The sequence below is a fragment of the Nonomuraea zeae genome (assembly GCF_005889725.1).
GTDB lineage: Bacteria > Actinomycetota > Actinomycetes > Streptosporangiales > Streptosporangiaceae > Nonomuraea > Nonomuraea zeae.
In genome coordinates, this window is record NZ_VCKX01000051.1 from 1 (window position 1) to 22,781 (window position 22,781).

Here is a 22,781-nt window from a genome sequence, read left to right on the forward strand (position 1 = left end):
GCCCCCTCCTCCACGGCCCGCGCCACCCCGGCCGACACCCGGTCGCGGGCGGCCGAGCTGACCAGCGGGCCCATCTCGACGGCCGCGTCCAGGGGGTCGCCGACGACGAGGCGGGCGGCCCGCTCGGCGACCCGTTCCAAAAGCTCGTCGGCGACCTGCTCGGCCACGATGAGCCGCGAGGTCGCGGTGCACTTCTGCCCGGCCGAGCGGAACGCCCCGAGGCTGACCTGCTCCGCCGCGTGGTCGAGGTCGGCGTCGGCCAGCACGATGGCGGCGTTCTTGCCGCCCATCTCGGTCTGCACCGGCTTGCCCAGCTCACCGCACCGGGCGATGACGGCCCGGCCGACCGCCGTGGAGCCGGTGAAGGACACCGCGTCCACGCCGGGATCGCCGACGATGGCCGAGCCCGCGTCGGCCTCGCCGTACACGAGGTTGAGCACCCCGTCGGGCAGGCCCGCCGACGCCAGCGCCTGCGCCAGGCGGAAGGCCAGGACCGGCACCAGCGAGGACGGCTTCCACACGACGGTGTTGCCGTAGGTGAGTGCGGGACCGATCTTCCACGCGGGGATGACGATCGGGAAGTTGAACGGCGTGATCATCCCGACCACGCCGACCGGCTTGCGCACGACCAGGACGTTCTCGCCGGGGCGCGGGGAGGCGTAGATCTCGCCGCTCTCCCTGTCGGCCTCGCCGGCGTAGTAACGCAGGATGCGGGCCGAGCCGCGCACCTCGGCGATGGCCTCGGGCAGCGTCTTGCCCTCCTCGCGGGCCAGCTCCGCGCCCCATTCCCCGGCGGCGGCGTCCACGAGGTCGGCGGCGGCGTTGAGCACGGCCGCGCGGGCGTGGTGCGGGGTCGCCGCCCAGCCGGGCGCGGCCTGCCGGGCCGCCGCGACGGCCCGGCCCACCTCCGCTGCGGAGGCGAACCGGCCACGCGCCACCACTTCGGCCGGCCGGGCCGGGTTGGTGTCGGCGAACTCCGCGCCGTCCCCCTCGATCCAGCGACCGCCGATGAGATTCAGAACGTCCATGGTCAACGCACCCTAACTGTGTCATATTGGATTTTCAATATTGGATCCAAAATAGGAGGACTCCGGAAATGATCGAGCCGACCGCGCTGTTCGCCCTGGACACGCTGCTGACCGAGGAGGAGCGCGAGATCAGGACCACGGTCAGGCGCGTGTGCGACCGGGAGATCCGGCCGCACGTCGCGGACTGGTTCGAGGCCGGGGAACTGCCCGCCCGCGAGCTGGCCCGCACGCTCGGCTCCGTCGGCGTGCTCGGCATGCACCTGGAGGGGTACGGCTGCGCCGGCATGGGGGCGGTGTCGTACGGGCTGGCCTGCCTGGAACTGGAGGGCGCCGACTCCGGGCTGCGCAGCCTCGTGTCGGTGCAGGGGTCGCTGGCCATGTACGCGATCTGGAAATACGGCAGCGAGGAGCAGAAGCAGGAGTGGCTGCCCGCGATGGCGGCCGGCGAGCGCATCGGCTGCTTCGGCCTGACCGAGCCGGACTTCGGCTCCGACCCGGCGGGCATGCGCACCACCGCCAAGCGCGAGGGCACCGACTGGGTGCTGAACGGCACCAAGATGTGGATCACCAACGGCTCGGTGTCGGACGTAGCGGTCGTCTGGGCCCGCACGGACGACGGGATCAGGGGCTTCCTGGTCCCGGCCGGCACGCCGGGCTTCACCGCCAGTGACATCAAGCACAAGATCTCGCTGCGCGCGAGCGTGACGAGCGAGCTGGTGCTCGACGGCGTCCGCCTGCCCGCCGAGGCGATGCTCCCGGAGGCCAGGGGCCTGCGCGGTCCGCTGGGCTGCCTCAACGAGGCCCGGTTCGGGATCGTGTTCGGGGCGATGGGGGCGGCGCTGGACTGCCTGCAGACGGCCATCGCGTACGCGGGCGAGCGCGAGGTCTTCGCCAAGCCGCTGTCCTCCTTCCAGCTCACCCAGGAGAAGCTCGCCGACATGGCGCTCGAACTGGGCAAGGGCCTGCTGCTCGCGGTGCACCTGGGCCGCCTGAAGGAGGCGGGCACCCTCACCCCCGAGCAGGTGAGCGTCGGCAAGCTGAACAACGTCCGCGAGGCCCTGGAGATCGCCAGGAAGTGCCGCACGCTGCTCGGAGCGAGCGGCATCACCCTCGAATACCCGGTGATCAGGCATTCGGTGAACCTGGAGTCGGTGCTGACCTACGAGGGCACCTCGGAGATCCACTCGCTGGTCGTGGGCAAGGCGCTGACCGGGGTCGCCGCCTTCAAGTAGGCCGGGTGACGCTCAGAACACCTGCCAGGTCGCCTCGGTGACCTGGCAGGGCCCGCCCTGGTGCACCCGCATCCGCCCGGCGGGCAGGTCCAGGCCGATCGTGGCCAGCGTCTCCCACCGCTGGTTGAGCGGCTGGGTGAGGTCGGGGTGCGCGCACACGGGCGCGTCGTCCGGGGCGTGGCTGAGCATGGCCAGCGCCCGCGCGTTCTGGTCCGGGCCGCTCAGTTCCGCGACGTGGCTCTCCAGGTGCCGCATGCGGTCGTAGGTGCCGGGCCGCTCGGTGGCGTGCCGCTCCCCCGCCGCCAGGCCGGCGTCGAGGAAGTGGTTGCAGTGCAGCAGGACGCCGTCGGGGCCGGGCGGGATGACCGCCACGCCGGCCGGGGAGATCTCGATGGAGGCCGCCCGCGACTCCGTCACGACCGTGATGACGGTCGAGGCCGAGACCGTGGCCGAGCGGGCGATGTCCGCGGCCTCCTCGACCGTGGCCGCCTCGTCCAGGATGCGGCGGGCGATCAGGTGCACGGGCACGCCCAGCTCGGCGGTGTCGGACTCGTGGCGCAGGATGTTGAAGTGCACGCCGAGCCCGGCCGTGCTGATCCCGATCTTGGCCAGCGCCCCGGCCTCCGTGAACGTGCGCACCACGCGGCCCGAGTCATGCTCGTACTCCCACAGAAGGGGCGCGTCGCGCAGGTGGTCGTGCCAGTCCCAGGTCTGCACCGTACGCGGCGGGCCCGCCTCCGGGAGCACCACGGAGGTCGAGCACTCGCCGTGACCCACGGCGTCGATGGCGGCCAGGATCTCGGTGCGGGCGTTGACCACGGCGACCTGCCAGGGCTCCAGCCCGGCGCCCGCCGCGATGCCGGCGATCTCCTCCGCCAGCGCCGGCGCCCACGCGGCACTGCGCTCCAGCGCCCGCTCACCCCACACGCGCACCTGCGCGGGGTCCCCGCCGGCGACGGTGAACAGATCGGTGTAGCCGGCGAGGTTGCCGGCGATCTGCTTGCGCAGCTGGGTGCCGAATTCCTTGCCTCGGGCGCGGGGCTGGGTCTGGCTGGACTTAAAAGTAGGAAATGTCATGACCTGTCCATCAAATCGGCGAGCCGCGAATTCTCAGCGGCGAAGGAGTCGCGCACCCGGGCGTACCGCTCGGCGTCGATGTCCTGGCTCAGCTTGAACATGCTCTGCTCGGTACGCACGTGTACGCGGAAAGCCACTACCCCAGGCAGCAGGGCACGGAACCTCTCCCTGGAGGCGGGGGTCGGCTCCCAGGCCGGCGCGCGCAGCGACTCGGCGGCCGCGACCGTGCGCTCCACCACCTCCAGCGCGTCGTCGAGCAGCTCCACCCGGCCGGTCAGGTGCACGGCCGCGTAGTCCCAGGTGGGGACGGCCGGGTCGGTGGCGTACACGGTGGGCGAGACGTAGCCGTGCGGCCCGGAGAACACCACGAGCGCCTGCGTTCCCTGCTCCCAGGAGCGCCAGTGCGGGTTGGCGCGGGCCATGTGGCCGAGCAGCGTGCCGCCCTCGAAGCGGCCCTCTTCAAGGCGTTCGACGACGACGGGGACGTGCGTGGCCGCCGGCACGCCGTCCGCCGAGGTGACGACCAGCGCGAACGGGTTGCGCGTGACCAGGTCGGCCACGTGCTCGGGACCGGGGGCGGCGTAGCGGGGAAAGGTGTGCACGCCCCTACTCCGCCGCGCTCAGGACGGCGTCCCACGCGACCTCGGAGGCCAGCGTGCCGAGGCCCGTCGGCTTGACGCCAGACAGCTCGACCTCGTCGGTCGTCATGGCGAACATCGTGTCGCCGTCCGTCAGCGTGTGGAACGGCTGGATGCCCCGGTGCATAGAGCTGTGCACCTGCCGGCCGATCTGGAGCAGCTCCACGTCGGTCAGCTTCACGTTGGTGACCATCACGGTCAGCGTGGTGTTGCCCATGACGGCCGGGGCCTCGATCAGCTCCGCGTAGTCGGCGCTGGGGTGGCGGCGCGCGCCAAGGTCCTCGTGGTAGTTGCCGCGCACGACCCGGCCCTGCCGGTCCACCACCGCGCCCACCGAGTTGACCACGGTCGCCACCAGCACCTTGGCCTCGCCGAACGTGCCGAACGCGGCCCCCTGCCCGGCGAACTCGGCGCGGCCGAAATCGACCTTGCCCGCGCTCGCCGTGCGCCCGGCGCCGCACCGGCCCACGGGGAACTCGCCCTCGACGGCGTTGCGCAGGGCGGCCCGGCCCAGCTCGGCGTCCGGGTAGACGGCGGTGTCGCGGGTGGAGAAGTCGTAGATCACCGCCCCGGACACCAGCTGCAGCTCGTCCCACTTGGTGCGGTTGTCGCGGCGGGCCAGCAGCTCGTCGCTCACGCCCGCCGCGGCGGCCAGCCCGTACACCGAGCCGCCGGCCAGGCAGATCGCGTGGTTGAAGTCGTAGCCGCCGCTCATGCCGACCGCGCCGCCGCGCGCGTCCACCGCCGTGCGGGCGCCCGCCGGGAGGTGGATCACGGTGCAGCCGGTCGGGCCCTCGCCGTACTCGGCCGTGCCGACGAACACGCCGGGCAGGTCGAACGCGACCGAGCCGCGCCCGGGGCTGGGCTGCGGGGTCAGCGGCAGGTCCGCGTTACGCGGGACGCCGGGCGCGAACGCGGACGGCCGCGCGAGCCGGTGCTCGTGGTTCACGGGGTCGTTCACAGGGCCTCCAGGAGCTGCTTGGAATATTCGTGGGCGGGGTCGGAGTAGAAAGTGGCCGTGTCGGCGGTCTCGACGATCTCGCCGGCGCGCATGACCGCGATCCGGTCGGCGACGTAGCGGACCGCGCCCAGGTCGTGGGAGATGAACAGGGCGCTGAAGCCGTACTCGGCCTGCAGGTCCTTGATCAGATTGAGGATCTGCACCTGTACGGACACGTCGAGCGCGCTGACCGCCTCGTCGAACACGATGAACCTGGGCCTGGTGACCAGCGCGCGGGCGATGGACACCCGCTGCCGCTGCCCGCCCGACAGCTCGTGCGGGTAGCGCCCGGCCAGGGCGGCTTCGAGCCCGACGTGCTCCAGCATCTCGGTGACGGCGTCGCCGGCCGGGCGGCCCAGCACCGCCAGCGGCTCCGCCACGCTCTGGCCGACGCGCATCCTGGGGTTGAGCGACCAGTGCGGGTGCTGGAGCACGGCCTGCATGCGGCCCGCCAGCTCGCGCCGCCGCTTGGGGAAGGGCCGGCCGCCGAACCTGACGGTGCCGGCCGTGGGCCGCTGCAGGCCGAGCGCGACCCGGCTCGTGGTCGTCTTGCCGGAGCCCGACTCGCCGACCAGGCCCAGGGTCTCCCCCTCGGCGACGGACAGGGACACGTTCCGCATGGCGTTCAGGTGGATGCGCCGCAGCGGCGGTCCCGCCGCGAAGGTGACGGTGACGTCGTCCAGTTCGAGGATCATGCGCTCACCTCCGGACGGCGGCCCGCCGTCATGTGCTCGGCCAGCTCCCCCGCGCGGTGGCAGAGGACGTCCTGCTCGCGGATCCGGACCGGGGCCGGGCGCTCGTGCTCGCAGCGCTCGACCGCGAACGGGCAGCGCGGCGCGAAGGCGCAGCCCGGCGACGCTCCGGTGAGCACGGGCGGCCGGCCGGGCACCGGCTCCAGCCGGGCGCCACGGGCCGCGGCGGCGGGCGCCGACCTGGCCAGCGCCGCCGTGTAGGGGTGGGCCGGGTCGCCGAGCACCTGGCGCGCGGGGCCGCTCTCGACGACGCGCCCGCCGTACATGACCGCGACCCGGTCGCAGCGGCGCGCGACGGCGGGCAGGTCGTGGCTGAGCCACAGGATGCTCGTCCCGGCGTCGGCGGCGAGCGAGAAGACCACGTTCAGCACCTCCTCGCGCACCTGGCTGTCCAGGGCGGCGGTCGGCTCGTCGGCGACGAGCAGCTCGGGCGCGGTGGCCATGGCCATCGCGATCGCCACCCGCTGCGCCATGCCGCCGGAGAGCTGGTGCGGGTACGCGCGCACCACGCGGGCATCGTCGAGCTTGACCCGCCCGAGGTGGAAGCCCACGTCGGCACCGCGCCCGAGCACCAGCCTGAGCTGGGCCCCGACGCGCATCGTCGGGTCGAGCGAGGCGATCGGGTCCTGGAAGACGAACCCGAGATGCTTCTTGCGCAGGTGGCGCAGCTTGCCGGGTGGCAGGTCGAACACCGGCTCCCCGGCGACCGTCACCTCCCCGCCGGCGCGCACGGCCGCGCCCGGCAGCAGCCGCCCGACGGCGGAGCCGAGCGTGGACTTGCCCGAGCCGCTCTCGCCGACCAGGCCGAGCGTCTCGCCCTGCCGAAGCTCCAGGTCGGCCCCGTCGAGCGCCCGCGTCTGGGGGTAGTCGATCACCAGGTTGCGCACGGTGAGCAGGCTCATGTGAGTGACCTCGTCTCCCGGGGTTCGAGGCGGTCGCGCAGCCCGTCGCCCACCACGTTGATCGCCAGGATCGCCAGCACCAGCACGACCCCAGGGCCGAGGATCAGCCAGGGCGCGGCGATCATGTAGGTGCCGCCCTGCTGGATGAGCACGCCGAGCGAGGCCTGCGGCGGCTGCACGCCGAAGCCGAGGAAGCTCAGCCCGCCCTCAACCGCGATGCCGACGGACAGCGCGTACGTGCCCTGCACCGCGATCGTGCCCGCCACGTTCGGCAGCACGTGCCGGGCGAGCACGCGTGACAGCCGGGCGCCGCTGATGACCGCCGACGTGACGTAGTCGCGCTGGGACACGGCCACGGCGGCGGCCCGCACCAGGCGGGTCATCAGCGGGATCGTCACCAGCACGATGCTGGCCAGCGCGGCGAGCTGCCCGGGGCCGAGCACGGCGGCCACCAGGATCGCGAGCACGATGGCGGGGAAGGAGTAGAGCACTTCCACCAGGCGCATCACCAGCTCGTTCAGGTAACCGCCACGGTATCCGGCGATGATGCCGAATGTCGCGCTCAACGCCGCCGTCAGCAGCACGGCGATCGACGACAGCAGCAGCGTCGTGCCGACGCCCTCCATGACCCGGGGCAGCACCGAGCGGCCCAGGTTGTCGGTGCCCAGCCACCAGCCGGGGCCCGGCGGTTGCAGGCGCGGGCCGACGATCGCGTCCGGGTCTCCCCCGGCGCCGACCAGGCTGCCCAGCGCGAACACCACGAGCACCAGCAGGCACGCCAGCCCGGCGACGGAAAGCCGGTCCAGGCCGAGCCTCTTCATACACGCCTCCCGGCCCTGACGGATGCCGTCCTCATGAGCGCCTCCCGGCCCTGATGGTCGCCGTCCTCATGAGCGCCTCCCGGCCCTGATGGTCGCCGTCCTCATGAGCGCCTCCCAGCCAGCACGCCGAGCCGGGGGTCGAGCACCCCGACCAGCAGGTCGATCAGCACGTTCATCACGATGAACACCCCGGCCGCCAGCAGCACCCCCGCCTGCACCACCGCGTAGTCGCGGCGGCCGACGGCCTGCACGACGTACGAGCCGACGCCCGGCAGGTTGAACACGTGCTCCACGATCAGCGCCCCGCCCAGCAGGTACGCGATGATCGTGCCGAGCAGCGTCACCACCGGGGTGGCGGCGTTGCGCAGGATGTGGTGCCGGACGATGGACCACGGCGACTCGCCGCGCCCGACGGCCGCCGTGACGTACGGCTCGACCAGCACGCCCATGACCGCGTCGCGGGTGGTCCTGGCCGTCACCGAGATGGAGAACACCGCCAGCACGGCCGCCGGGAGGATCATGGTGGCCAGGTTCGCGGCCGGGTCCTGGCCGAACGGCACCCAGGCGCCGACCTCCAGGCCGAGCGCGTACCGGGAGAACACGAACACCACCAGGCTGCCCAGCACGAACTCCGGCACGCTCACGCCGAGCCCGCTGAGCAGCCGGCCCGCCACGCCGCTCCCACCGCCGCTCCCACCGGCGCTCCCACCGGCGCCTTTCGTCCCCGCGGGACGGATGCGCACGGCGGTCAGCACGCCCAGCGGCACCCCGGCGAGCACGCTGGCGGCCACCGCCAGCACGGTCAGCTCGGCGGTCACCGGCAGGCGGGCCAGCAGCTCCGTGCCGACCGGCTGCCGGCTGATCATCGAGGTGCCGAAGTCGCCGCCCGTGACGGCGGCCAGCCAGTGCCCGTACTGCAGGAGCACCGGCTGGTCCAGCCCGTAGCGGGCGGCCAGCTCGGCCTTCTGCTCCGCGGTGGCGAAGGGGCCGAGCACGGTCTCCGCGAAGCCGCCGGGCATCAGGCGCACGGCCGCGAAGATCAGCACGGAGACGCCCAGGAGCGTGGCGGCCGAGCTGAGCGCCCGGCCTGACCACCACATCAGCAACCGCATGGCTACTGGGTCTTCTTCACGCGGGCGTCGGCGACCAGGCGCAGCACGTTGCCGTACCCCTCGGTGGCGTACAGGCTGGGGCTCAGCGCGTCGCCTCTGAAGGCCACCGTGGCCGGCCGGGTGACCAGCGGGATCATCTGCGCGTCGGCGTCGGCCTTGGCGCAGACGGCGGCCAGGGCCTGCTCCCGCGCGGCGCCCGCGGGCTCCTTGCCCGCCGTGTCGATGAGCGCGTTGAGATCTTTGTCGGGCTTCATGAAGCCGACGTTGAAGCCGGCCGTCTCCGGGTTCCACCACTTGGTGACCATTCCGGGGTCGGCGTAGCCGGCGAACCAGGACAGGGCGGCGTCGAACTCGGCGGGCGCCTTGCCGTACACCTTGCCCGACCAGCTCGCCTCGTCCATCTGCTCGATCTTGACGGTGATGCCGGCCTGCTGGAGGTTCTGCTGGATCACCTGGGCGACGGCCGGGGCCGGCTCGGTGGCGAAGATGCTGAGCGTGAACGTCAGGTTCTGCGCCCCCGCCTCGGCCAGCAGCTTCCTGGCCTCCTCCGGACCCTGCTTCGCCGACGGGAGCGCGGCGGGGTCGCAGGAGCCCGGCAGGCCCGCCGGGGTGATCGCGGTCGGCTTGCCCTTGCCGCCGAGCGCCACGTCGGCGATCTGCTGGGGGTCGAGCGCGATGTTGATCGCCTGGCGCACCTTGGGGTCGGCGAACTTGGAGCCCGGCGCCACGGTGTTGAGCATCAGGTAGTAGAAGTCCGTGGTGGCCTGGGTGACGACCTGGACGTTCCTGGCGCCGGCCAGCATCGAGGCCGAGTCGACGTTGCCCAGCGTGGCCAGGGCGGCGCTGCCGTTCTGCAGGGCGGCGATGCGCGCGGCCTCCTCCGGGGCGATCGTGATGTTGAGCGCGTCGGCCGCCGGCTTGTCCTTCGACCAGTACTTGTCGTTGCGCTTGAACGTCCACGACACGTCCTGGCGGTGGTTCTCGACCACGTACGGGCCGGTGCCGAGCAGCGTGGTGGCCGGATCGACCGACTTGTCGTCGATCTCCTTCATCGGCAGGACGGCGGCGGGCACGTTGGCCAGCGCGGCCAGGAACGGCGTGTACGCCTCCTTCAGCGTGACCTTGACCTTGTCGTCGCCGTCCTTGGCGACCGACTCGACCGGGCCGAGCTGGCCGCGCCACACCGACTTGGAGGCCAGCAGCCGCTTGAGGCTCCCGACCACGTCGTCGGCCGTCATCTCCCTGCCGTTGGAGAAGGTGACGCCCTTGCGCAGGTGGAAGACGTACGTCTTGGGATCGGGGGTGTCCCACTTCTCGGCCAGCAGCGGCTGGACGCCGAAGTCGGGGCCGATCGTGACCAGCGTCTCGTAGGACAGCGAGAGCAGCTGCCAGGTGGTGGCGACGTCGGCGAGCTGCGGGTCGTACCCGGTGGCCGCGCCGCTGTCGATGTGGACCTGGAGGTTGAGCGTGCCTCCGGCGGGCAGGGCCTGGTCGGCGACCGCGAGGTAGCCGGGGGCGGCGCTCTCCTGGGTGGAGGCCGGCGGGGTGGTGGTCGTTCCGGTGGCGGCGCAGGCCGAGACCAGCAGCGCGGCCGTGACACCGCAGGCCAGGCGTATGGGACGCATGGGCCTCTTCTCCTCTAGTGGCAGGAACGTTCGGCGGCGCTCGGCGGGACGTCGAGCGTGGGGTTCCGGTCGAAGAAGCCGACCGGCTTGAGAGTGAACCCGCAGGTGTCGACCGGCATGATGGGCCAGTCCTCGGTGCGCGGGAAATGCGTCAGGCCGAACGTGTGCCACAGCACGATGTCCTGCCCGTCGATGTCGCGGTCCGCCTTGGTGTAGCTGGGCAGGCCCGCGCCGCCGGGATGCTGGTTGACCAGGTCCCCGGCGGGATAGCGCTCTGCGGGGTGGTATCGGGTGACCCACAGGTGCCTGGTCGCGAACTCGGCCCTGCGGTGGATCGAGGATCCCTCGCCGGCCATCAGGGTGGGCTTGCCCTCGGGGAACAGCGCGTAGCCGACCGGGTGGCCGAGGCGGTTGCGCACCGAGGGGTTGACGACGTGCCAGGTGCGCTCCGCCTTCAGGTCGGCGTCGCGCTTGGCCTGCAGCTCCGTGCGCAGCCGGGTGACGGCGCGGCCGAAGGCGTTGCCGTACGGGCTGCCGGCCTGGACCGCTTCCACCTCGTCCACCGCGTTCGCGACGCCGTCCACCGTCATGTCCAGCCGGGCGCTGAACAGGTGCTGGTGGTACGGCGCCGCCAGCCCCGGCGCGACCTCGGATGCGTAGGGCGCGGCGCGGTCGTCGTAGGCGCCGGTGAAGACGATGCCGGTGGCCTTCACCTCCAGCTCGATCGTGCCGTCGAGGTAGAGGTACCAGTAGAAGCCGTAGTCGTAGTTGCCGACCGTGACGAAGAACGAGATCACCAGCCGCCGCTGCCTGCGGGTCTCCCTGGAGCCGTTGGCCGGGTCGGTGTGCTTCCACAGCACGCCGTAGTCCTCTTCGTGCATGCAGATCGCGTTCGTGATCACCTTGGGCACCCCGGCGCCGTCCGTGACGACGGCGTCGAAGTAGGTGATCTCGCCGAGGCAGTCGCAGCCGAGCTCCAGGGAGTTGGCCAGCTTGCCGAGCTGGTACTCGCCGGTGTCGAAGTAGTTCTGCCAGAAGCGGATCGGGCTCGGGTCCCCGTACGGGACCATCATCTCGGCCACCGAGGCCCGGTAGACGATGGGCCGGGTCCGGCCGCCGTCCTCGAAGCCGATCTGGTGCAGGGTGAGGCCCTCGCGCATGTCGTACCCGAGGCGGAGGCTCCACTTCTCCCAGGTGACCAGCGGGCCGTCGACCGTGAAGCTGGGGCCTTCCGGCTGGGTGATGCGGATGGGCTTCTGCGAGGTCCGGTGCGGGCCCTGGTGGTAGTCGCCGGGCTCGGCGGGGACGGGCTGGGGCCCCGTGTCGACGATCTCCAGGATCTCGCCCTTGACCAGGTCCACGTACGCGACCAGGCCGTCCACCGGGTGGGCCCACGGAAGGCTCTCGGGGGTGGGCATCAGGTGGGCCAGCACCCTGGCCACCCGGCGGCCCTCCTCCTTCGGCAGGCCGAAGTGGCCGGCGCTCAGGGCGGCGAGGTAGACCGTGGCGGGGTCGTCGATGCCCCTGCGGGCGAGCGCCCCGGCCCAGCCCGCGTCCTCCCGCAGCACGCGCCTGACCAGGGCGTGCTCCTCGTCCAGCATGGGGACCTGGCCGTCGGTGACCGGGTCGATCGGCCGGCGCTCCTCCACCCGGCCCGCGCTGATCGACACGATCACGTCCTCGGACCGCTCGGTGGCGAGGTCGAGGAGGAAGGCGCGGGCGCGGCGGGCGGGCGGGTTGTCCGGGTCGTACGCCAGGACGGCGTCCTTCCGGGGCTCCTCCAGGCCGAGATAGGCGACCCGCACCGTCTCACTCAGCAGGCCCTCCTTCGCCAGAACCCGCCTGACCTCGTCGATCTCCTGCGCGGCGAGCGGGTCGAGAGGATGGGGGTGCTTACCGGTGGTCAGGTGCAACGTTCCGCCCCTTTCTGTTGCCGGAACGTTCCGGCAATGTCGGGCCAACATAATTGCGGGGGCGGAAGTAGACAAGACCTGGGGCCAAGGCGAAACACATCGTTTACCGGACGCCTCGGCCTCCCGAGCCGCCCTGACGAGCGCTATTCGAGGGGCCGGCGGCGGGCCGGAGCGTGCGGACGGGCCGCTAACATCAGGGCGTGCAAGCAGAAGAGCCGGTCACGATCCTCACCGTGGCCCGGGAGGCCGGGGTCTCCAAGACGACGGCCTCCGACGCGTTGCGCGGGTCCGGGCGCGTGTCGGAGTCGACGCGGGAAACGGTCGCGCGGGTGGCGGAGCGGCTCGGCTACGTGCCCAACGGCTCTGCCAGGCACCTGCGCAAGGCCAGCACCGGGACGATCGGCCTGCACGTGCCCGAGGTCCTGACGCGGTCCTCCTACTACATGTCGTTCGTGTTCGGCGTCGTGGAGCAGGCCGCGCGGCACGACTACGACGTCACGCTGATCACCTCGGGCCAGCGCCGCACCCGGCCGCCACGGGTCGACGGCCTGGTGCTCGGCGACCCGCTCGGGGGCGACCCGGTGGTGGAGAGCCTGATGGGCACGGGCCTGCCGACGGTCTCCTGCGAGCGGTTCCCCGGCGCCCGGCAGGCGGACGGGGTGGTGTGGTCCGATCACGCCCCGATGCTCGCCCGGCTGCTCGACCACCTGCGCGAGTCGGGCGCGGCCCGGCCGGGGCTCATCGTGGCGGGCGACGAGAGCGACTGGGCGGCCAGCGTCCACCGGGGCTACCTGGACTGGTGCGGCTCGCACGGGGTGGCGCCGCTGGTGCGGCGGGTGTCCTTCGACGCCACCGGCGACGAGGTGCGCGCCGCCGCCCGCGCCCTGCTCGACGCGAAAGACGTCTCTCGGGGCGGGCCGATGGACGCGCTGGTCTGCGCGCCTGCGGGGGCGGCCACCGAGGTCGCGCCGCTGCTGCGGGAGGCGGGCGCGGACGTGCTGCTGGCCTCGTGCGTCGACAGCGCGGGCACGCGGCTGGCCGACCCGCCCATCACCGCGATCGACCTGCGCCCGCGCGAGGCCGGGGCGAGCTGCGCCGAGCTGCTGTTCGAGCTGCTCTCCGGGGCCGCGCCGGCGGGGACGGAGCGCCTGCACCCGATCGAGCTGGCCCTGCGGGCCTCGACCCGGGCCCGCTGACGCGCGCCGCCGGACGCGCGCGGACGCCCGGCGGCGGCTCGGGGATGGAACGGCCGGTCAGCTGAAGGTTACGTCGCTGCAGAAGTAGAACGTCTGGTCCATGTGCGAGGCCTTCCAGATCGTGTAGATGACGTGGTGGCCGGTGCGCGACCCCTTGCTCAGGTTGTTGATCATGTACGTGTTGGCGGGCGCGTACTTGGGCGTCTCACGGACCAGTTCGAGATGGTTCCAGCCGAGGGGGGTGGTGAGGGCGTTGTACCCCTGGCGGGTGATGTAGACCTTGATGTAGTCCGCCCCGTGCAGGGCCTGGTCGGTGACCCTGACGTTGAAGGTGCTGGACATGGCCGTCGTCTTCCAGGCGCCGGGCGTGTCCATGGAGCGGTAGCGGCTGTCCGAGGTGTGGCCCGCGCTGCAGAGCTGGCCGTTGGGGATGACGGCTTCGTGCTGACCGGCGACGTTGTCGCGGTAGAGCCCGTTCCAGTTCCACATGGCGTTCGTGTTGTCCTGCCACGCCTGCCAGCACATCGGGTCCGTCTGCTGCATCGTGGGATTCTGGAAGTCACTGCCCCATCGCAGCCAGCAGCCGTAGTTGCGGGACGCCGGGTCGGTGGTCGAGCCGTGTGCCAGGGCGGTGTCCGCCAGCGGGATGGCGAAGAGCATCGCCATGGACAGCAGCAGGGCCAGGGCGCGCTGCGCCCATCGGGTCGGTGCGACATGGGGCATAGTGCGGTCTCCGTGTTCCGGTCGGGGTTCCGGTTGTTAGGAGCGCTCCCGGTGGGGGACGGTATCTGACGGCCCGATGGCGGACAAATGACGGCTGCAGTCAACGCCGGCGCCGTGGCCGTGTGCCCTGGTCGATGGGTGGGTTGAGCAGCGGAAAGGGCTTTCCCTGGAGGGGGTGGCGCAGGTGAAAGTTTCAACCCCGCGACCCGGCCGCCGGGGGCCCGGTGCGCGCGGGGGAAGGTGCCGCCCCGAAGCGAGGAGGACGCTCCGGGGCCGTGCTCTCGAACGGCTCTAAAGAACGTCCGGACGGGCTGCCAGGGAGGTGTAGACGGTCACCTCGTCGGGCTGGAGCAAGCCGTCCTGGATGGCGCAGATGAGCAGCTTCTCCTTGGTGGGCGCCGGCCGTCCGGCCGCCGCGTACTTCACCCGCGCGCGGTCGATGTACTGGCGCACGGTCCGTTCCTTGATCCCCATCCGGGCCGCCACCGACGCCTTAGACATGGACTGGAACCAGTACAGCAGGGCCGCCCGCTCCTTGTCCGAGAGCTGCGGCCGGTGCGGGCCCTCGTCGGTGGCGATCGCCTGGGCCATCGGCGGCGTCACGCTCGGCCGGTCGGCCGCCACCTCCAGGATCGTCTCCAGGCAGGAGTCGCGCGTCGCGCGCCCCTTGCCGATGAAGGCCGAGGCGCCCGCGTCGAGCACGGCGCGTACGGTCTCCGGCTCCTCGTGCTCCGAGAAGACGATGACGCGCTGGCCGCCCGCGCACAGCTCGGCGACCCGGTCGACGACCATGGTGCCGTTGAGGTTGAGATCCAGCAGCAGGACGTCCGCGTCCGTGCCGCGTACCGACTCGATGGTGGGCCCCTGGGCGACGAGCTCGACCGGGCTCGGCGCACCGAACCAGGACCTGACGCCGTCCACCACGACCTGATGGTCCTCCACCAGGGCGACCGTCACGGGACCCCGCGCCGCCGGGTCCGTGATGAGCTCTGTCATGGGCCCTGCCAGATGCTGTTGACCCATACCTCCCCTCCCTGCCGCTGATAGGTCACGACGACCCCGCTCGCCTCCTGCACCGGGGTCGCGCTGATGGGCAGGTCGTCGTTGTCGGCCACGACGGCCACGCTCACCATGGTTGACATCGCCGACACCGTGACCCTGGCCCTGGATCTGGCGCCGTCCAACGCCTTGAGTGGCGCTGCTAACAGGTCCTCACGAACTCCCTCCGGCATCGCGGGCAGGTGCTCCCCGAACGGCGGCGCCGTCACCAGCACCATCCGGCGCTCCGCCGCGTCGATCCGCTCGCGCAGCGCCGACACCAGCTCGTCGGGCACGTCCTCCCGCTCCGTGATGAGCCGCCGCAGGCGCGCGGCCCCGGCCGTGCAGTCCTCGCGTACGCGTGGATCCCCCGGATCCGCCCCGTCCGCGAGCTGGGTGAGCAGCGACTCCGCCACGTCGCGGATCGCAGCATAGCGGCGGATCCGGTCGGCGTGAATGCGCTGGGCGGACTCCCGCCAGGCGTCGTCGGCGGCGAGCCGGCGCGACAGCAGCACGGCGTCCTCCGCGCGGGCCAGCAGCATGTGGCAGCCCGCCGTGTACCCGAGCTGCATGGTGACGCCGCCGACGATGACCACCAGGTATTTGGCGATGGACACGCGGTCGAGCATCCCGGTCACGGCCATGGCCGCCAGCATGATGGCGGCGTTCGCGACCAGGAACGCGATCAGCTCGGTCCGCCAGCGCGGCCGGTTCCAGACCAGCATGACGCCGATCCAGCCGACCGACCCCCAGCCCCAGTCGCTGATGCCGAGCAGCTCGGCCGGGCGGCAGGCGACGATCACCGCGGCGTCCACGGCCAGCGTGGCGACGGCCAGCTCGATGATCCTGGCCGGCCCGCGCGAGGTGCGGGCCAGCGCCAGTGCGGCGACCGCGAAGATCACGGAGTAGACGATCCAGGCGGCCAGCGCCACCCACGGCCAGCGGAAGGAGCTCCAGCCGGTGATCGTGACCGTGAGGTCGTAGCCGACGTGCCACACGCCGGCGATCACCGCGGCGCCGAGTGCGGTGAAACGCGCGTACCTCTGCGCGACCTGCTCGATCTCCTCGGTCATGGCCGCCACCAGAGCTGCACGCGGGTGCCCTGGGCGCCGGAGTAGATCTCGGCGCCGCCGTTCGGCAGGGCGCGCATCGTGTCGAGGATCGAGCCGCGCACGCCGAACCTGTCGGACGGCAGCCGGTCCTGGTCGAACCCGCGGCCCGAGTCGGCGACCTCGACGCGTACCTCGCCGTCGTGCCTGGTGGAGACCAGCTCGGCCTCGCGGACGCCGGCGTGCAGGGCAACGTTGGCCAGGGCCTCGGTGACGGCGCGGGCGAAGTGCTCGGCCACGTTCCCCGGCACGGTCTCCGGCGTGAGGCGCTTGCGGACGTCCAGGCCGGTCGCCCGCCCCGCCACCTCGTCCAGCAGCGTGTCCAGGGAGATGGGCGCGGAGTCCGCCTGCGGGGTGTCGCGCAGTTTCTCCAGCGCCGAGAGGTCGGTGGCCACCTGGGCCCGCAGGGTGGGCGACGGCTCGTCGTAGGTGCCGAGGCCGACCATGGTCAGCGTGTGCAGCGACGTCTCGTGGATGCTGCCGACCTGCCGCAGCTCGTCCTCGCGGCGCAGCCGCTCCACCATGAGCGCGATCCCGGCCCGCGCGCTCTCCTTCAGGAAGGCGTCGGTCGCGGCGGACGAGCGGCGCAGCAGCGTCATCAGCAGCAGGATCGCGGTGAGCTGGACGAGGTGGATCCCCAGCGTGCCGAGCACGTCATGGGCGGGAGAGGCCAGGCGCACGCCCGCCGCGAACGCCGCCGCCACGACCAGCCCGACGGGGATGGCGACCTTGGTCCGCCAGGTGACCCCGGCGACGACGATGGTCATCGTGACCAGCCCCGCGACCCAGCTCGACCCCGTGTCGAGCGCGTCCTCGGCGACGAGGTGGCGTTGCGCGAGGCACAGCGCGACCGTGATGGCCACATCACCGGCCACCAGCCAGCCCGGCAGCAGTTCCTTGCGCCACAGCACCCGCAGGAACAACCCCGTCCACACCAGGTGGACCGCCAGCATCGGCGCCAGCCACCGTAAGGAGACCGGCGGCACGGCTCCCAGCACCGCCGCGACCACCGCCACCAGGCCCACCGCGCTCCGTGCGCCCGCACCTGTACGCGCGACGGCCTTCTCGAACTGGCTGGTCGCCGAGTCGTACCTCGTGGAGCCGGAGTGAGACATGAGCCGTCCGCACGCGCCGAGAGCACAAGACGGGTCTCACGATAACGCAGGGCACACTGGGTAAAAAGCAACGGAAATGGATTTCTCCGTACGTGGCGGCGGATGGGGTCATGGGTCGCATGGCTGAGTCCCTCGGGCCGGCTTTCTGCGGTCTTCACCGCCTCCCAGAACCTTCGTCCGTCCCGTCCCCCGCGGCATGACGGCTGATCGGCCGTCAGAGCGCTACGACGGCCGATCGGCCGTCAGTCGCGTCCCTTCATAAGAGCGTGTACTGGGCGCGTGCCGCGATCATCGCGGAGGGAGGGGACCTCATGACTTACATCGTGATCTCGATCTTGGTGGGTTGCCTGTCGGTGATGACCGTCCAAGGACGGCGGGGGAACTGGCCGACGGGCATGCCGGTGGCGCGGCCCCGGCTGGTGGCCGTCGGCGGCACGTACGAGGGCTCGGGGGGCCGGCCGTCGGACGCGTACGTCATCCAGGAGCGGCTCGTGGCCGCGGCCCACGGCGCGGGCGGGGCGGAACTGGGGCACGCCGCCGCCGCGCTGGCTCTGGGCGCGGTGGTCGCGAGCCGGCCGCAGCACGTGGGGACGCGGGTGGAGGACCTCGACGAGTGCGCCCAGGCCGCGCACCGGGCCGTGCGGACCGCGGCGCTGCGCAACCGGGCGGTGCCGGACCTGACCAGCACGCTGGACGTGGTCGTGCTCGACCGGGGCGACACCCCGCGGCTGCGCTTCGCCCACGTCGGCAACGGGGCGATCTGGCACTGCCCGAAGGGCGGGGAGCCGCAGCCGCTGACCACCTCGCACTCCTTCGACGACGGCCCGCTGCTGCGCGGCATCGGCCTGCCCTCGGCGCTCAACCCCGAGGTCGGCTCGGTGCCGCTGCGCTCGGGCGACCGGATCGTCATCGTCACGGACGGCGTGATCCGCGCGCTCGGGGCCGCGCGCGTCACGGAGCTGGTCACCGACGGCAGCTCCGCCGTCGCCTGCCTGGACCGCCTGTACGACGAGATGGCCGCCGCCGAGCCGAGGAACGACGCCACAGTGATCATCGCGGACTTCGTGACCGCGTGACGACCGCTTGAGTAGGGGGCTACTCAGGCCAGGACCGGTGCGCCGCGGTGACGATCGGAGGAAATCTCCCACCATGGACCGGAGGCTCGGATGAGCGCCATATTCGGAGAGACCCTGAGCTTCGCTCAGGCTGACGGCGAAAAGGTGCGGCTCGTCGTCTTCGGTGACGAGCACTACGCCCGCTACGAGACCCTCGACGGCTACACCACGGTCTACGACGCCTCGGCCGGCGCCTACTGCTACGCCGGCCTCAAGGACGGGCGCCTGTACTCCACGGGGGTCAGGATCGACTCCCGTGACGCCCCCGGAGACGTGCCGCGCCACCTGCGCGAGTCGGGTGCCGTCGTGGCCGAGTCGCACCGGCGGCGCCGCCCGGGGACGATCTCCGCCGAGGCCGCCGCGGACTCCGCGATGACCTTCGGCCCGACCGGCGGGCTGCTGGAGGGGCGCAGGCTCAGCGTCGGCACCGTGCGCGGGCTGACGATCCTCGTCGACTTCGCCGACCAGGCCGCCACGGTCACCCAGGCGCAGGTGGACGCGCTGCTCAACGCGCCCGGCTATCGGGAGAACGGCAACGCCTGCTCGGTCAACGAGTATTTCACGACCGTGTCCAGCGGCCTGCTGCAGTTCACCAACGACGTGGTGGGCCCGTTCAGGATGAGCCACGACATCACCTTCTACGCCGACCCCGAGAACCACGACGTGCTCGTCCCGGAGGCACTCCAGGCCGCCGTCGACTCGGGCGTGGACCTGACCAGGTACGACTCGCTCGGCCAGCAGGTCGTCGACGCCGTGACCATCATGTACGCGGGCGAGACCCGCTACATCAAGGACAGCGTCCTGTGGCCGCACAACAGCGTCATGGAGCTGACGTTCGGCGACATGCGCACGCACTTCTACCTCGTGACGAGCATGGGCGCGGGGCCGCAGCAACTGTCCATCGGCACCTTCTGCCACGAGAGCGGCCACCTGCTGTGCCGCTTCCCCGACCTGTACGACTACGGCCAGCGCGACGGCGACGACTTCGCCAGCTCGGGCCTCGGCCTGTACTGCCTGATGAGCTCGGGCAACCACCTGAACAGCGGCAAGACGCCCGCGCCGGTCAGCGCCTACCTGCGTGACCTCGCCGGCTGGTGCCCCGACCGGGTCGACCTCAACCGGGGCGGCACGTTCGAGGCCCGGCACGGGGACTACCGCCGGGTGTTCCGCTACTCGACGGGCGTGCCGTCGGAGTACTTCCTGGTCGAGAACCGCACCAAGCTCGGGCTCGACCTGCACCTGCCGTCGAGCGGCCTGGCCGTCTACCACTGCGACACCCGGGGCTCCAACGAGCTGCAGGACGGGACGCCGCTGCTGCACTACCAGGTGGGGCTGCTCCAGGCGGACGGCCACCTCGACCTGGAGAACAACCTCAACGCGGGCGACAGCCGCGATCTGTACAGCCGGGTGGACGGCACGGCGCTGTCCCACTCGACGGTGCCCGCGAGCCTCCTCTGGAGCGGCGCCGAGTCGGGGCTGACCCTGTCGGCCATCAGCGATCCCGGCCCTTCCATCCGGTTCAAGGCGGGGGCCGTGGGGGTCAACGGGGCCACGTTCAGCTCGGTGTCGCGGCCCGCGCTGCGCATCCCGGACAGCGATCCGCACGGGGTGGCGGACACCATCATGTTCGAGGCCGAGGGCACCGTGCGCGCGCTGAAGCTGCTCATCGACCTCGACCACAACCATCCCGAGGACCTGCGGCTGGTGCTGCACTCGCCGACGGGGCGGCGCATCGTGCTGTCGCACCGGGCGCCGTTGAAGACCTCGGAGGTGCTGCAGTACACGACCGAGCCGCCGTCGGTGGTGACGCCGCTTGTCGGGCAGCCGGCGGGAGGCGGGTGGACGCTGCGGGTCAGCGACCTGGCCCCGTCGCACGCGACGGCGGGGGTGCTCAGCGCGTGGCGGCTGGACATCGTCACGGGCACCTGAGAACCGGACCGTACGGGTGGAGGGGCCCGTGCGGTCGGGGCCGTACAGGGTGAAGGGACCCTGTGCGGCCGGGGTGGGGGGCCGTGCGGGGTGAAGGGACCCCGTGCGGTTGTGGTTGGGGGGGCCGTGCGGGTGCGGGTCCCGCGCGGAGGGTGATCGAGGGACGGCCTTGTCCCTCGATCACCTGCCCCCGAATGCCGATTTATCGGCCCAAAATGATCTATGCTCTCGCCTGTGAGCCCACCGCACGGCATCAACCCCGACGTCCCGCACTCCGCCCGCGTCTACGACTTCTGGCTCGGCGGCAAGGACAACTTCGAGGCCGACCGCCGGGTGGCCGAGCAGACCATGGCGGCGGTGCCGGGGGTGCGCGAGAGCGCCAGGAACAACCGGGCCTTCCTCGGCCGGGCCGTCCGCCACCTCTCCCGGCTCGGGATCCGCCAGTTCCTCGACCTCGGCACGGGCATCCCCAGCCAGGGCAACACGCACGAGGTGGCGCAGGCGGAGGCGCCGGAGTCGCGCGTGGTGTACGTGGACAACGACCCCATCGTGATGTCGCACGCCAGGGCCCTGCTGACCAGCGCGCCCGAGGGCAGGACGGCCTACATCGAGGCCGACGTACGCGATCCGCGCAGCATACTCGACCACCCCGACGTGCTGGCCACGCTCGACTTCACGCAGCCGATCGCGCTCGTCATGGTCGCCGTCCTCATGCACATCCCCGACCACGACGACCCCGCCGGCCTGGTCAAGGCGTTCACCGAGGCCCTGCCGCCGGGCAGCTACCTCGTGCTGAGCCACCTGACGCTGGACTTCCTGGACGAGGAGACGGCCGCGAACTACCTGTCCGCCACCGGGGGCCAGGCGATGCACAGGACGCCGCGCACCAGGGAACAGGTCGCCGGCTACTTCGACGGGTTCGAGCTGGTCGAGCCGGGGCTCGTGGCGGTCTCCGAGTGGCGCGACACGCCGCTCTTCACGGACTCCGCGACCTGGATGTACGCCGGGGTCGGCCGCAAGCTCTGACCCCGGCTCCCCCGGCAGGGCCTCCCGGGGTTGACGCACGCAATCGGGGCACGGCGTCCGCGGGTGCGCCGTACCGTTCCAAAGCAGTTTAAGGTTCAAGCTGTGGATCATTTCGGGGACAGGGCGGCGCGGTGAGCACGACGGTCGGCGCCGAGCAGGCGGCGGGCGACCCGCCGCCGCCTTCCAAGAAGCGGCGGCGCAGGCGCTGGCTGTCCTGGACGGTCGTCACGCTGCTGGCCCTGTGGGCCGTCGTCAGGATCGGCGGCCTGGAGCAGGGATCGTTCCTGACGCAGCTCGTGACCGCGACGCCCTACGGGGCGGGGCTGGCGGCGCTCACCGCGCTGCTGTCCCTGGCCAGGCGCAACCGCCCGGCCGCGCTCGCCGCGGCGCTCGTGTGCGCGGCGATGGTCACCGTGCTCGTGCCGCGCGCGATCAGCGCGGAGCAGCCGGCCGCGAACGGCGCGCCGCTGCGGGTGCTGACGGTCAACCTGTTCGGCCGGGGCGACGCCAAGACCGTGGTCGATCTGGTGCGCAGGTACGACGTCGAGGTGTTCAGCGCGCTCGAGCTGACTTACGCCGAGGCCGAACGCCTGGACGCGGCCGGGCTGAAGCAGCTCCTGCCGTACCGGGTGCTCCAGCCGGAGTTCGGTGCGACCGGCAGCGGGATCTACGCCAAGCACCCGGTGACGGAGCTGACGGGCCTGTTCACCCCGATCGGCCACAACATGCCGGCCGCCGGCCTGACGTTGCCGGGTGGCGGCAAGGTCGAGTTCGTGGCCGTGCACCCGAACCCGCCGCTCGGGCGCATGGAGAAGGAGTGGAACGCCGCCCTGCGCGCGCTCCCCTCTGCCTCCCCCTCGACGGTCCGGGTGCTGGCCGGTGACTTCAACGCCAGCCTCGACCACCGCGCCTTCCGCGACCTGCTGGAGCGCGGTTACGTGGACGCGGCCGAGCAGGTGGGCAAGGGGCTGACGCCGACCTGGCCGAACTTCCGGCCGATCCCGCCGATCATCTCCATCGACCATGTGCTGGCGGACCGGCGGGTGAGTGTCCGGCGGGTCGAGGTGGTGGACGTGCCCAGGACCGACCACCGCGGCGTGTTCGCCGAGCTGCGCCTGCCCTGAGGAGCGCGGCCGGTCACGGTTGCGTGGGCACATGGTGAACGTGACGGACTTGCTCCTGGAGCCCGGCGAGGTGATCCGGAAGGCGATCTCCCTGGCCAGGCGATCGCCCGCGAGCCCGTCGCGCAGGACCTTCACCGCCACCGGCCGGCCGTCCGCGGCCTGCCCGAGGTAGACGATGCCCTGCCCGCCCGCGCCCAGCCGGCCGACGATCCGGTAGGCCCCTACCGCCCGGGGATCTCCGTCACGCAGTGGTTCGACGTCGGACATGAGGGAGTGAGTCCTGAGGCGGCGGTGATCAACCCATGC

The 22,781-nt window shown here is 72.1% G+C and carries 21 protein-coding genes; 7 read left to right on the top strand and 14 right to left on the bottom strand.

Going from position 1 to position 22,781, the window contains the following annotated elements:
* Positions 1-1,028, bottom strand: a 1,028-nt coding sequence (locus ETD85_RS18435) for an aldehyde dehydrogenase family protein (protein WP_206058390.1), incomplete at its 3' end; no start/stop codon positions are given.
* A 68-nt stretch (positions 1,029-1,096) separates the two neighbouring features.
* Between ETD85_RS18435 and ETD85_RS18440 the strand changes: the two genes are divergently transcribed.
* A complete protein-coding gene (locus ETD85_RS18440) occupies positions 1,097-2,260 on the top strand; it encodes an acyl-CoA dehydrogenase family protein (RefSeq protein WP_138690960.1) in 1,164 nt (387 codons plus the stop codon).
* Between the two features lie 12 nt (positions 2,261-2,272).
* On the opposite strand, the gene ETD85_RS18445 is transcribed toward ETD85_RS18440, so the two are convergent.
* The 9 genes from ETD85_RS18445 to ETD85_RS18485 all read right to left on the bottom strand — a co-directional run bounded on the left by ETD85_RS18445 (position 2,273) and on the right by ETD85_RS18485 (position 12,100).
* Positions 2,273-3,337 carry a C45 family autoproteolytic acyltransferase/hydrolase gene (locus ETD85_RS18445; protein WP_138690961.1) on the bottom strand — a complete coding sequence of 355 codons (1,065 nt, stop codon included), beginning with the start codon at positions 3,335-3,337 and terminating at the stop codon, positions 2,273-2,275.
* Positions 3,334-3,939 (bottom strand): FMN-binding negative transcriptional regulator, encoded by a 606-nt coding sequence (locus ETD85_RS18450; protein ID WP_138690962.1) that lies wholly within the window; start codon positions 3,937-3,939, stop codon positions 3,334-3,336. Before ETD85_RS18450 ends, ETD85_RS18445 begins: the two co-directional genes overlap by 4 nt.
* A gap of 4 nt (positions 3,940-3,943) precedes the next feature.
* Positions 3,944-4,936, bottom strand: a complete 993-nt coding sequence (locus ETD85_RS18455; protein ID WP_240779220.1) for a P1 family peptidase — start codon at positions 4,934-4,936, stop codon at positions 3,944-3,946.
* Positions 4,933-5,670 carry an ABC transporter ATP-binding protein gene (locus tag ETD85_RS18460; protein ID WP_138690963.1) on the bottom strand — a complete coding sequence of 246 codons (738 nt, stop codon included), beginning with the start codon at positions 5,668-5,670 and terminating at the stop codon, positions 4,933-4,935. The genes ETD85_RS18455 and ETD85_RS18460 overlap by 4 nt, the downstream gene beginning before the upstream one ends.
* Positions 5,667-6,629, bottom strand: a complete 963-nt coding sequence (locus tag ETD85_RS18465) for an ABC transporter ATP-binding protein (protein ID WP_138690964.1) — start codon at positions 6,627-6,629, stop codon at positions 5,667-5,669. The genes ETD85_RS18460 and ETD85_RS18465 overlap by 4 nt, the downstream gene beginning before the upstream one ends.
* Complete coding sequence (locus ETD85_RS18470) at positions 6,626-7,450, bottom strand: ABC transporter permease (protein WP_138690965.1); 825 nt, start codon at positions 7,448-7,450, stop codon at positions 6,626-6,628. The genes ETD85_RS18465 and ETD85_RS18470 overlap by 4 nt, the downstream gene beginning before the upstream one ends.
* Before the next feature lie 101 nt (positions 7,451-7,551).
* Entirely contained in the window at positions 7,552-8,562 is a 1,011-nt protein-coding gene (locus ETD85_RS18475) for an ABC transporter permease (RefSeq protein ID WP_138690966.1), read from the bottom strand.
* A 2-nt stretch (positions 8,563-8,564) separates the two neighbouring features.
* Entirely contained in the window at positions 8,565-10,187 is a 1,623-nt protein-coding gene (locus tag ETD85_RS18480; RefSeq protein ID WP_138690967.1) for an ABC transporter substrate-binding protein, read from the bottom strand.
* 14 nt (positions 10,188-10,201) lie between these two features.
* A complete protein-coding gene (locus ETD85_RS18485; protein WP_240779221.1) occupies positions 10,202-12,100 on the bottom strand; it encodes a primary-amine oxidase in 1,899 nt (632 codons plus the stop codon).
* Positions 12,101-12,300: 200 nt separating this feature from the next.
* On the opposite strand from ETD85_RS18485, the gene ETD85_RS18490 reads away from it, so the two are divergent.
* A complete protein-coding gene (locus tag ETD85_RS18490; protein WP_138690969.1) occupies positions 12,301-13,296 on the top strand; it encodes a LacI family DNA-binding transcriptional regulator in 996 nt (331 codons plus the stop codon).
* A 57-nt stretch (positions 13,297-13,353) separates the two neighbouring features.
* Here the strand turns inward: ETD85_RS18490 and ETD85_RS18495 are convergent, their stop codons facing one another.
* The 4 genes from ETD85_RS18495 to ETD85_RS18510 form a co-directional block, all read right to left on the bottom strand.
* Entirely contained in the window at positions 13,354-14,019 is a 666-nt protein-coding gene (locus ETD85_RS18495; RefSeq protein ID WP_138690970.1) for a lytic polysaccharide monooxygenase auxiliary activity family 9 protein, read from the bottom strand.
* Positions 14,020-14,310: 291 nt separating this feature from the next.
* A complete protein-coding gene (locus tag ETD85_RS18500) occupies positions 14,311-15,015 on the bottom strand; it encodes a response regulator (protein ID WP_138690971.1) in 705 nt (234 codons plus the stop codon).
* Positions 15,012-16,130, bottom strand: coding sequence for a hypothetical protein (locus ETD85_RS18505; RefSeq protein WP_138690972.1), 1,119 nt, complete (start codon positions 16,128-16,130; stop codon positions 15,012-15,014). The genes ETD85_RS18500 and ETD85_RS18505 overlap by 4 nt, the downstream gene beginning before the upstream one ends.
* On the bottom strand, positions 16,127-17,281 hold the full coding sequence (locus tag ETD85_RS18510; protein WP_138690973.1) for a sensor histidine kinase: 1,155 nt from the start codon (positions 17,279-17,281) through the stop codon (positions 16,127-16,129). Before ETD85_RS18510 ends, ETD85_RS18505 begins: the two co-directional genes overlap by 4 nt.
* A 311-nt stretch (positions 17,282-17,592) precedes the next feature.
* Between ETD85_RS18510 and ETD85_RS18515 the strand changes: the two genes are divergently transcribed.
* The 5 genes from ETD85_RS18515 (at position 17,593) to ETD85_RS66865 (ending at position 22,647) form a co-directional block, all read left to right on the top strand.
* A complete protein-coding gene (locus ETD85_RS18515) occupies positions 17,593-18,357 on the top strand; it encodes a PP2C family protein-serine/threonine phosphatase (RefSeq protein WP_138690974.1) in 765 nt (254 codons plus the stop codon).
* Between the two features lie 90 nt (positions 18,358-18,447).
* Positions 18,448-20,325 carry a M6 family metalloprotease domain-containing protein gene (locus ETD85_RS18520; RefSeq protein ID WP_138690975.1) on the top strand — a complete coding sequence of 626 codons (1,878 nt, stop codon included), beginning with the start codon at positions 18,448-18,450 and terminating at the stop codon, positions 20,323-20,325.
* Between the two features lie 234 nt (positions 20,326-20,559).
* Entirely contained in the window at positions 20,560-21,351 is a 792-nt protein-coding gene (locus tag ETD85_RS18525) for an SAM-dependent methyltransferase (protein WP_138690976.1), read from the top strand.
* 131 nt (positions 21,352-21,482) lie between these two features.
* Positions 21,483-22,475, top strand: a complete 993-nt coding sequence (locus ETD85_RS18530) for an endonuclease/exonuclease/phosphatase family protein (protein WP_138690977.1) — start codon at positions 21,483-21,485, stop codon at positions 22,473-22,475.
* Between the two features lie 40 nt (positions 22,476-22,515).
* A complete protein-coding gene (locus ETD85_RS66865) occupies positions 22,516-22,647 on the top strand; it encodes a hypothetical protein (RefSeq protein ID WP_276617231.1) in 132 nt (43 codons plus the stop codon).
* Positions 22,648-22,781 lie beyond the last annotated feature (134 nt).